Annotated in this window: 15 protein-coding genes; 4 read left to right on the forward strand and 11 right to left on the reverse strand. The window is 50.6% G+C overall.

The annotated features are described in order from the left end of the window. Positions 1-79 precede the first annotated feature (79 nt). Complete coding sequence (locus tag PHV74_12930) at positions 80-847, forward strand: hypothetical protein (GenBank protein ID MDD5095262.1); 768 nt, start codon at positions 80-82, stop codon at positions 845-847. Positions 848-856: 9 nt separating this feature from the next. Next, the gene (locus PHV74_12935) at positions 857-1210 is read left to right on the forward strand and encodes a hypothetical protein (protein ID MDD5095263.1); all 354 of its coding nucleotides are present in this window, start codon (positions 857-859) and stop codon (positions 1208-1210) included. On the opposite strand, the gene PHV74_12940 is transcribed toward PHV74_12935, so the two are convergent. The 5 genes from PHV74_12940 to PHV74_12960 form a co-directional block, all read right to left on the reverse strand. Continuing rightward, on the reverse strand, positions 1170-1595 hold the full coding sequence (locus tag PHV74_12940; GenBank protein ID MDD5095264.1) for a hypothetical protein: 426 nt from the start codon (positions 1593-1595) through the stop codon (positions 1170-1172). The genes PHV74_12935 and PHV74_12940 overlap by 41 nt on opposite strands. A gap of 17 nt (positions 1596-1612) precedes the next feature. After that, on the reverse strand, positions 1613-1930 hold the full coding sequence (locus tag PHV74_12945; GenBank protein MDD5095265.1) for a hypothetical protein: 318 nt from the start codon (positions 1928-1930) through the stop codon (positions 1613-1615). 55 nt (positions 1931-1985) lie between these two features. After that, on the reverse strand, positions 1986-2354 hold the full coding sequence (locus PHV74_12950) for a hypothetical protein (GenBank protein MDD5095266.1): 369 nt from the start codon (positions 2352-2354) through the stop codon (positions 1986-1988). A gap of 236 nt (positions 2355-2590) precedes the next feature. After that, on the reverse strand, positions 2591-3130 hold the full coding sequence (locus PHV74_12955; GenBank protein MDD5095267.1) for a recombinase family protein: 540 nt from the start codon (positions 3128-3130) through the stop codon (positions 2591-2593). A gap of 11 nt (positions 3131-3141) precedes the next feature. Next, positions 3142-3672, reverse strand: coding sequence for a hypothetical protein (locus PHV74_12960; protein ID MDD5095268.1), 531 nt, complete (start codon positions 3670-3672; stop codon positions 3142-3144). Between the two features lie 514 nt (positions 3673-4186). Between PHV74_12960 and PHV74_12965 the strand changes: the two genes are divergently transcribed. After that, the gene (locus tag PHV74_12965; GenBank protein MDD5095269.1) at positions 4187-4372 is read left to right on the forward strand and encodes a helix-turn-helix transcriptional regulator; all 186 of its coding nucleotides are present in this window, start codon (positions 4187-4189) and stop codon (positions 4370-4372) included. Positions 4373-4522: 150 nt separating this feature from the next. Here PHV74_12965 and PHV74_12970 read toward each other — a convergent pair whose 3' ends face one another. From PHV74_12970 to PHV74_12980, 3 genes are all read right to left on the reverse strand, one after another. After that, a complete protein-coding gene (locus PHV74_12970; GenBank protein MDD5095270.1) occupies positions 4523-4906 on the reverse strand; it encodes a type II toxin-antitoxin system VapC family toxin in 384 nt (127 codons plus the stop codon). Continuing rightward, on the reverse strand, positions 4899-5147 hold the full coding sequence (locus PHV74_12975) for an AbrB/MazE/SpoVT family DNA-binding domain-containing protein (protein ID MDD5095271.1): 249 nt from the start codon (positions 5145-5147) through the stop codon (positions 4899-4901). Before PHV74_12975 ends, PHV74_12970 begins: the two co-directional genes overlap by 8 nt. A 90-nt stretch (positions 5148-5237) precedes the next feature. After that, positions 5238-5438, reverse strand: a complete 201-nt coding sequence (locus tag PHV74_12980; protein ID MDD5095272.1) for a hypothetical protein — start codon at positions 5436-5438, stop codon at positions 5238-5240. A gap of 203 nt (positions 5439-5641) precedes the next feature. On the opposite strand from PHV74_12980, the gene PHV74_12985 reads away from it, so the two are divergent. After that, positions 5642-5827 carry a helix-turn-helix transcriptional regulator gene (locus PHV74_12985; GenBank protein MDD5095273.1) on the forward strand — a complete coding sequence of 62 codons (186 nt, stop codon included), beginning with the start codon at positions 5642-5644 and terminating at the stop codon, positions 5825-5827. Positions 5828-5917: 90 nt separating this feature from the next. On the opposite strand, the gene PHV74_12990 is transcribed toward PHV74_12985, so the two are convergent. The 3 genes from PHV74_12990 to PHV74_13000 all read right to left on the reverse strand — a co-directional run. After that, positions 5918-7072, reverse strand: coding sequence for an FKBP-type peptidyl-prolyl cis-trans isomerase (locus PHV74_12990; GenBank protein ID MDD5095274.1), 1155 nt, complete (start codon positions 7070-7072; stop codon positions 5918-5920). 661 nt (positions 7073-7733) lie between these two features. After that, positions 7734-8318, reverse strand: a complete 585-nt coding sequence (locus PHV74_12995) for a hypothetical protein (GenBank protein ID MDD5095275.1) — start codon at positions 8316-8318, stop codon at positions 7734-7736. 148 nt (positions 8319-8466) lie between these two features. Next, positions 8467-8847, reverse strand: a 381-nt coding sequence (locus tag PHV74_13000) for a glycine radical domain-containing protein (GenBank protein ID MDD5095276.1), incomplete at its 5' end; no start/stop codon positions are given.

Genomic DNA, 8847 nt, shown 5'->3' on the forward strand with positions numbered 1-8847 from the left:
TGTTGGCGCTTGTTTTGGCGCTAAATTCGACCCGCCAGCCGATTCACTCAGACTTTAAACTTCGCAGCATAATATCAGGGTGACTCAATCAGAATTCCGATACCGGCTTTTTGCAGGGACGCCATCGATTGCTTTAACGTCGGGAAGTTGGGTTACGCTGACGTGTACTTATGATGGCACCGCTATATCCATCACGGATGGCGCCAACACAGACGCTGCTGCTCTCACCGGAAGCCTGGCAATAAACTCCGAATCCGTTCATGTCGGGGAGCTTACCGCCAAACTGGATAGCGTCAAGATTGGCGACACCTCGATCGATACGCCGACCTGGAAGCTCAACCTTGAATTTGAGCCCGACGAAGTCTCAACCACCACGATCACCGATCTGTCGGCAAGCGGAAATGATGTCACCTACAGCCTGGCAGCCATGGACGCGGATATCGTGGTGACCATCGGAGAACTGACCCCGATACTGTTTGCCACCTATGGGAGCGGCAGTTCCTACCCATCTGGGTTTGCCCTTATGCCGGATGGGCTGGTGGAGCCGGCGGGTTGGCACACTGATGGCGATTATACCAGCCTTCCAGGCTCCCAGATTATTGCAGATATATTCGGGGAGAGCGACCTGCCGCTGAATATGTTCTGGCTCACCCTGATCGGGGCGCTGGCGATATTCGGGGGATTCTGGATCTACGACAAGACCCGACACCTGTTCGGGATGACCATCGCGGTGATGATGGTCTTCTGCTTCTTCGCCGGGGTGGCCATGCTGGACTGGTGGATCGTCATGGTCTACGCCATTGTCGCCACTGGGGTGCTTATCAAGGAGCAAACCTATGGGTATTAAGGAGAGATTATGTCTGTCCGCTGGATAATGGGATTAGGGTTCATCTGGATCATGGGCACCATCCTCTGCCAGATACTGGAGGGGCAGTTCTTCACCGCCACGGATGCTCAGGTGATCAATGATATGTCCGCGTTTCGGACGGTGGAGGCTGGGGGACTGACGGGGATCCCGCTCTTGGCGGGTGACTTCTTCTCGGGGTTGGTACAGGTTATAGCCTGGGATTACTCCTTCCTGGAGGGCGGTTTCGGGATGATCAAGGTGTTCATGTACGGCATCAGCCTCGGCATCCTCTGGGGAGTAGTCCAGACATTTGCCCCGGCGGCTACCGGTATTTTGAGCAGCCTCCTCCGCCTGGGGAAATGAACCGCTCCTGGCGGAGCCGGAGCTCATGGTCGGCCTCACACCATCGCTCGAACTTGGTCCTCCCGCAAAAACAGAGATCGTGGGTGTCCAGCGGGTTCTTGCCCCCGTTCGCATGATAGGCCGCGATCCGACCGGTCTCTGCCAAGTGGCACAGTGCATCGAGCAAAGGGCCGCCGCGGATGCCCAGATTCAACCCAAAGGCTCTCTCCAGAATCGGCCACGCCTTCAGGCAATCCGCGGCCTCGATGTGATATTCGATATGGGAGACCACTTGCACAATGTGCGATAGTACACAGGGAGGGGGCAGGACCTTTTCCCCGGGATGCCGCCGCCGGGTGATGTTGCTGAGATCCAATGGCTTGTACTGCTGCTTGTATTTCGCCATCCCATACCCCAAATAAGTCAACGTTTGCGCGGCTGCACTGGTGAGCCATCTATCACCGCCTGGCACCCGAAGCGCCGGACCTCATCCAGGACGCCCGCAGTATACGATTTGAGCCCCTTCACGTAGCGATACCAGAATACCATTGAGATTACCCCCGCTATTCCCAGTAAGACACACCCTGCGACATGGAACGCCCCATCCGCTTCGATCATGACTGCACCGGTGCAAAGCACCACGAAAACGGGTATCCACACTTTCAAAAACCACCCCCTCATTTTTCCCATATACCGATCGCTGGCCACCGCCTTGACATCCTTTTCACTCAGCTTGATCATTCATCCTCCTTTCAAATAATCACATGTTTGTTTGGTCGACCTTTATTCAGCCGTCTCAGCTTCGGCTTTTGGCGTGTTCTTTGGACCCCGATTGTTTGGTATCATTTTCCTCAATGAATGGATACAGCCCTCTCTTCGGAGGATTCAATGCCGCCAGGCAATCATCATAGCGCCCATCAGCTATTGCACGATCAATCCCTCTGATGATTTCAGTAATCGCATCTTGATTGCGGGAATCGTTGAGGGACTTCTCCCATTCCCTACGACGCTGCTTTAACTCAATCAACCGGGGATCTTCATCACTGTCAAATTCCTCCGACTCACTTGATTCAACAATCAGCCTCTGCCATTGAAGCAAGGCTTCCGGTTTGCTCTTCCAGTCATCGGGACATGAAATAGCGTCAGCAGCAAAATCAATCTCCATGGTTTGGTTTTTAGCGTCGAACCTTGGGACACCAAATGTGAATTGCACTCCAGTTTCTATTAAGGCTGGCAGAGGACCACGGACGTAAGCCCGTGGGTGAATGCCGATAGGTAGGGCTTGTTCCCCAAGGTGCCACGGGCGTGAGCCCGTGGGGTTCCACTTGAGGCCCGTGTTTCTTCACAAATTCCCAAAGAGCCTCCAATGGGATCTGAATGATTCCTTCCATGGTGTACATGCTATTCCCCCCTTCTCATCGCTTTTTCAGCTTCCCGACGCCGATATCCGGATGTCCGGCGCTTCTTCCCGTCTTTGGCACCGTTTGGCCGGCCGAGCTGTTTTCCTTCCGCCCGGGCCCGGGACAAACCGTCCTGGATGCGATCGCGGATCAGATCCAACTCGAACTCCGCCAGGGCTGCCATGATGTTCATCTGCAGCCGGCCAGCGGCGGTGCTGGTATCAAAGTTCTCCCGGAGGCTGACAAATGAAACGCCCAAATCGTCCCACTCACTCAAGGTGGCCCACAGGTCTTTGACCGATCGCGCGATCCGGTCCAGTCGCTGGGAAATCACAACGGAGAACTGTCCGGACCGCGCATCCTTTTGGAGATCACGCCAAGCAACACGTCCCCGGAGATCCCGGGCCGAAGCCTGGTCGATGTACTCTCTGGTAAGCTCCCACCCTTTGGACTTCACGAACTCTCGTAATGGCAGGAGTTGCGTATCCACGTTCTGGTCTCCGTCCCGGCTCGATGTTCTGGCGCAAACTGCAACTCTCATATTAAATACATCTACAACCATCTCGGATCGTTCTCATAGGCTGTCACAAACACCATCGGGGTAAGCACTGCAGAAAAAAGGTAAGCAAGTTTCCCGAATATGTCATTTCGCTTTGGCGCACCAGCCATCATGGCATGACACATAGCCACGTCGCGTAACATTCCCTTGCACCACTCCTTTGATTTAGGCCAGTCTGGATCAGTTGCATCCAATGGCTCTAATCTCGGCTTGAGATCCAATTCAGTCTCAAAGAACAACCAAAGTCTAAATGCCTCATCAAGATCTGTTTCAAATTCCATGGCCGGGCATGGTGAGGCACCATCATACTTGGACAGATCGCCCTCGATTTCCATGTCGGGGTGCATTGTGTGGAATCGCTCCAACACCTCATTTACTGAAACCCGTCTGCCCGCAATCGCGCTAATCCCAGCTTCAGCGACTTGGCCTTGCAAGTGCTGCGCGAATCTCTCGATGCTGACATCTAATGGCAATTCAGGTAGAAACATGATCCATTTCTTGCGCTCATTGAGTATTTTTAACATCCTATCAACCCCCTAAAATTTCCCGTTTCATGAGTCGGTCATAATCCAGAATCTCATCCATCCCCTCAGGATCTATAGCTAAATCGACGCACTGGTACGCTTCGCCGTCGTTTACTTCTACCCAAAACAAGACGCTCACCACATGGCAAGGGATTTCATATAAGTCGTCTGTCGAAAGCCACACCTAATCACCCTTTTCTAGCCGGCACATTTCATAAGTGTTTCCTTCTATGCGGACAAACCTCTGATAGCTTTCGTCACCTAATCTGTTTTGTGTTTCTTCAGTGACAAAGAAGTCCGTCTTCATAACATCCCTCCATTTCTCAAAGCCCCACTTTTTGGGAAGAGTGGAAACCGATGACTTCCACACTTTTCACAAATAGTAAGTCCAGTATCAGTTTATTATAAGCCTATTATACTACTCTTATTGCACCAATAGTCTCAAATGTTATATTGCGCTGATTATGGTATGATTCCGGTAGTTTTAGTATTACTAGGGGATTAAGGGGTTACCATGGCAACGCTCAAGGAACTTCGCGAGGAGAATGCGCTGAGTCAGGCAGACCTTGCCGCACTGGCCAAGGTGGCGAAGTCAACCATCGTCAGTGTTGAGAACAAACATCATAAGCCGAACTTCAAGACCCGCCGCAAACTCGCCGAGGCTTTGAAGGTGAAGCCGAAGGAAATTGAATTCTGCTAGCGTCCTGAATGGTTAAATGAGGATATCCCACGATTCAATCAGGCTCGGAGGCTCGGTGTTTGTGGTGGAGACGAGGGAGGGTAATTGAATTGATGCTCAATGGTCTATTGGTTGGGAACAACACCTCAAGACTTCTTCAGCCACTACATGTCACCGGATAAGCCTTACATCGGTTCCCATGGAGAGTTCTTTCCAAATCCTGTCTGCCGTTAGAGCCGGAATGCCTAGCCTTCGAGCCATATTCAAACATGCCCGATCTCCCAACGACAACCCTTTGTCGTCTGTCACAGATCGCAGTAAACCCGCACCATAAGCCTGTTCTTCATCAAAAGGAATCACTTCGAGATCAAGCCCCTGCAGCGCCTGACGAATCGCTTCCTCAGGCATTCCCGCTGCGCAGAGCTTCCCTACGACCTCTGATAGGTTTACAGCACTGATGACCGCTTCCGGAATAGACTCTGCCACTACATCAGCACCTGCTTCCGAATTGAGAAGCGCCAGCAATGCCGATGCGTCCACAACGATTTTAGTCATGATTTGCCTCTTCACGACGTTCTTGAATCAACTCCTCAGACAAAGACACGTTCTCGGAAATATAACGGCGGACCATCGTTTGAGCACGCTTGATCGCGTGCTGAGCAGTTATGAGTCTTATCTCTCCTTCCTCAAGTGTCAACACCACATCATCCCCCGGATTAATGCCCAATTCCTTGCGGTATGCCGCAGGTATAACCAGTCTGCCACCATTGCTTATTTTTGTCTTCACTCTATTCATTGGACACCTCTGTAATATTATACCATAGAAGGAGTGTTGAACCCAATCACACCACTGCTTTATGCAAATTACTCTAACCTCTTTCTTCCGTCAGGCGACACGGTGAGCTTCACCATGGTTCATGATCCAAAAGGGGAACCCCTTCGGCCACAACGACAGTGTGAAAGAGCGCATACATTGACCCACTGTTCCGCCAGTGGCCATAACCCGGGACCGGGTGACAATTTCCCTATTCGGTGTTTTGGGCAATATTTCGCCCACTTTCACCAGCGCCTTACTCTCATCAATCATCAGGTAAACTCCTTAAAATTTCCCAATCTCCCACTTTTTGGGAATGGCGGAATCCGATGATTATCACACTTTTCACGAATAGTCAGTCCATTATTGATTTATTATAAGCCTATTATACTACTCTTATTGCACCAATAGTCTCAAATGTTATATTGCGCTGATTATGGTATGATTCCGGTAGCACAGAGGATGAAGAGGTTACAATGGCAACGCTCAAGGAACTTCGCGAGGAGAATGCGCTGAGTCAGGCAGACCTTGCCGCACTGGCCAAGGTGGCGAAGTCAACAATCGGCAGTATTGAGAACAAACACCACAAACCGAACTTCAAGACCCGCCGTAAACTCGCCGAGGCCTTGAAAGTGAAGCCGAAGGAAATTGAATTCTGGTAATGTTCTGAATATTTGAATGTGGACAACCCCTGATTCAAGCGAAACCGGAAGATATTCCGTGTTTATGGTGGAGATGGGGGAGGGTCGATCTCATTCCAAGACGGCGTTGTCCACGAGATAATCCGTGACCGCCTGACTAAGCGTGATCAACTTGAGATACGGCATGCCGTAATTCTCCTCGTACCCCGAGTAGTCATCCGCACCAGCATACTTCTTAACGTAAGCTGCCACATCTTCGTCGCTGACGGAAATGCTGGCATCCTCCGCGATTGCCTGAATGATAAGGGGAAATTTGGCGGTTTCGGTCATATTCGCGATATTTGCTTGAATCAGCTCGTCTATGGTTGCGACACCCACATATGAGCTCAGGAATTCTTCAATATCCATGCTGTAAGATTCCGCATAACCCTGATAGTAGGAGATCATCGAGTTTTTCTGATACTCCAAAAGCGCCTCTGGAAGTGAAATGATGTTCGTATTTTGAACGATATACTCCTGCACATAACTTAGCATAGCTGAACTTTGCAGACCGCTCCTAATACCCGCCTCCATCTCTGTGATGGTGCTCCAGCCGTAATCGGACGACAAGTTGTTCAGGACAAATTCGTCAGTCAACTCGGGCAACATCGCTTCAACGATGTAGTTGATCGTAGCTGCAAAGACAGCGTCCTTTCCGTTGAGGTTCTCTTGGCCATAATCCTCGGGGAAGGTTACCTCGATGTCTAATGATTCGCCGGGGTTATGCCCGATAAGCTGTTCAAGAAAGTCGTCGATATAGCTTGTGACTCCGATGGTTACATTCGTTCCGGTGCCGCTGGTGCTGCCGCCGTCGAACTCCACACCGTCGATGCTGCCGACGTAATCGATGTTCACGGTGTCGCCGTCTGCAACAGGGCGATCGGTCACTTGCCCATCGGAAGCGTAATTAGCCAGGATAGTGTCTATTTCCCTCTGGATCGCTTCATCCGTGATCTCATGGATATCACTGGGTATCGAAATGCTGTCATACTCACACAGTTGGACATGATCAAGTGCGGTGATATTCTCCCAGAAGCCATTATCGTCGATGCCGTCGCTGAAGGTGAAGTCGGTTGTGGTATCGGGGTCAGTAGGACCGACTGCTGTGGTATCAGGGGCAGTAGGATCGACTGTTTCTGTCGTGTCTGTGGTAGTGCAACCTGCAAATGTGAACAGCGCTAGTATCAAGACGAGAATAAAGCTAAGTAGCGTAGTGTGTTTTTTCATTGATATTAGTCTCCGGTATTCTGTTCATTCTGTTTCCAACCAATGGGCAGGTGCAGTCCTTCAGATCTGAAATCGCTATATTTCAGTATACACGGTTCCACTCTCAAGAGCATGGACTTTCGATGAACAGTCGGCAACACTGGGCAACTCGCAATTTAAGGGTTATCGTGGCGATATCCTTTGAATGCACTAAACGGAAAAAAAGAGAGTTGATGGGGTTTGAAGCCCGAGGATCAATAATTCTCTCAATAATGCTCGCCAAAAGGGGAACGCTATCCCCTGTATCCACAAAAACCTCCAATGGTGGAATTCCACTAGGACTTCGTTTCTCAAAATTGCGTCATTTGGGAAATGGCGCGGAGATCCCGAACCATCTTCTTACAGTCATCCAGTCGATATGATGCATCATCGAACCCATACGTCACATCGGAGTTACCAGGTTTGAAGAAGAGGCAAAGGAAACCAAATTATGGTATGGCCTGAGGGGTTGAAGGTGGATCCACCGATTCAAGTAGACACGGTATGTCTTCCCCGTTTCTGGTGGAGACGGGGAAGGGTCAAAACCTTCCTGAAACATTGTCCTGTCCTTTCCCGTGCTGTTTTGCCTCAAATGATCGGTCAGCCAGCGTCTTCCCTTATGCCCATCTCCTCGTTACCCTGGTCAGCCTTCCCCAGTGCATGGTTCCAGCGTGAACTCCCACTTACAGGCAATATTCCGTGGATCTTCTCGGGGCCCTGATGGTACTAGCAGAGGCTTCACCTTTGCATTGGGAAAGAAGACAGTCATATATCTATCAATAGCGGCCGCTTCTATCTCTTGACAGAGCGAACGTATCTTATCCGGGGCACGTTTCTCCAGTCTCTCCAATGCCGCGCATCTGGTAACCGTCAATATGGCAAGATTCTCGTCCACGATGTCATAAACGGATGGAAACTTTCCCGTTGCGATCCCATCAGGGGCAACCTGCCAAACCTTGAAGACATCACTCATAGAATTTACCTGAATATCTAACTCCTTCGCGAGCTGTGGAAGGATACCCTCAGCTACTCTTTGCCAGAGTAACTCCCTATAGCGATCTGCTTGTTTTTGGCCTAATCCCTCCTTGACGATCTGATACCATATTTCATCCATCCTCATATAGGCCTTAGAGAACGAGCGCAACATCCTTATCAGAAAGTCTCTGGAAAAATCCTCAAGCTCTAGTCCCTGCTTGAGTTCCCCGCTGTAGTCTCTTAATTCTGCCATGAACTTCCTCCTGTAAAGTGAAATGCTCCTTGCTCTCTCCTGTCAGCGGGAGAGGGTTTTCCTCTTTTCCGCCAACGGGAGAGAGACGCAGGAAAGGAGAAGGAGTGGCTGCGTTTCCATCCTTCTTATATGAGGCCTGCAACGAGGGTTACAGCCTCAGTTCGGTTCGCTGGATGACTTCTTCTTGGACTAGGGGGTCCAGATAAACGAAGAAAGCGCTGTATCCGGCCACCCGGACCACCAGGTCCCGGTACTGATCCGGGTGACTCTGCGCGTCTCTCAGGGTTTCCACGTCCACCACATTGAATTGGATGTGATTGCCGCCCAGGTCCATGTACGTTTTAATGAGATCCAGAACCTTTCTCCGGGAATCGTTGGTTGCAAATACGGTCGGGTGGAATTTCAGATTGAAGATGTTGGAACTGTATTGGGCATAATTCATGGCCTCAGCTGCCGACTTGATCAGAGCTGTGGGTCCATTACAATCGGTTCCAGGGGTAGCGGACGTGCTTCCATCAGTTAGTGCAAC

This window comes from Dehalococcoidia bacterium, assembly GCA_028711995.1.
GTDB lineage: Bacteria > Chloroflexota > Dehalococcoidia > SZUA-161 > SpSt-899 > JAQTRE01.

What these genes read in the sequence shown, in the direction of transcription:
- PHV74_12970 (MDD5095270.1), bottom strand. Translation starts at nt 4,906, where the DNA reads ATGACTAAAATCGTTGTGGACGCATCGGCATTGCTGGCGCTTCTCAAT.
- PHV74_12975 (MDD5095271.1), bottom strand. Translation starts at nt 5,147, where the DNA reads ATGAATAGAGTGAAGACAAAAATAAGCAATGGTGGCAGACTGGTTATA.
- PHV74_12995 (MDD5095275.1), bottom strand. Translation starts at nt 8,318, where the DNA reads ATGGCAGAATTAAGAGACTACAGCGGGGAACTCAAGCAGGGACTAGAG.
- PHV74_12965 (MDD5095269.1), top strand. Translation starts at nt 4,187, where the DNA reads ATGGCAACGCTCAAGGAACTTCGCGAGGAGAATGCGCTGAGTCAGGCA.
- PHV74_12935 (MDD5095263.1), top strand. Translation starts at nt 857, where the DNA reads ATGTCTGTCCGCTGGATAATGGGATTAGGGTTCATCTGGATCATGGGC.
- PHV74_12945 (MDD5095265.1), bottom strand. Translation starts at nt 1,930, where the DNA reads ATGATCAAGCTGAGTGAAAAGGATGTCAAGGCGGTGGCCAGCGATCGG.
- PHV74_12950 (MDD5095266.1), bottom strand. Translation starts at nt 2,354, where the DNA reads ATGGAGATTGATTTTGCTGCTGACGCTATTTCATGTCCCGATGACTGG.
- PHV74_12980 (MDD5095272.1), bottom strand. Translation starts at nt 5,438, where the DNA reads ATGATTGATGAGAGTAAGGCGCTGGTGAAAGTGGGCGAAATATTGCCC.
- PHV74_12960 (MDD5095268.1), bottom strand. Translation starts at nt 3,672, where the DNA reads ATGTTAAAAATACTCAATGAGCGCAAGAAATGGATCATGTTTCTACCT.
- PHV74_12955 (MDD5095267.1), bottom strand. Translation starts at nt 3,130, where the DNA reads ATGAGAGTTGCAGTTTGCGCCAGAACATCGAGCCGGGACGGAGACCAG.
- PHV74_12985 (MDD5095273.1), top strand. Translation starts at nt 5,642, where the DNA reads ATGGCAACGCTCAAGGAACTTCGCGAGGAGAATGCGCTGAGTCAGGCA.
- PHV74_12940 (MDD5095264.1), bottom strand. Translation starts at nt 1,595, where the DNA reads ATGGCGAAATACAAGCAGCAGTACAAGCCATTGGATCTCAGCAACATC.
- PHV74_12990 (MDD5095274.1), bottom strand. Translation starts at nt 7,072, where the DNA reads ATGAAAAAACACACTACGCTACTTAGCTTTATTCTCGTCTTGATACTA.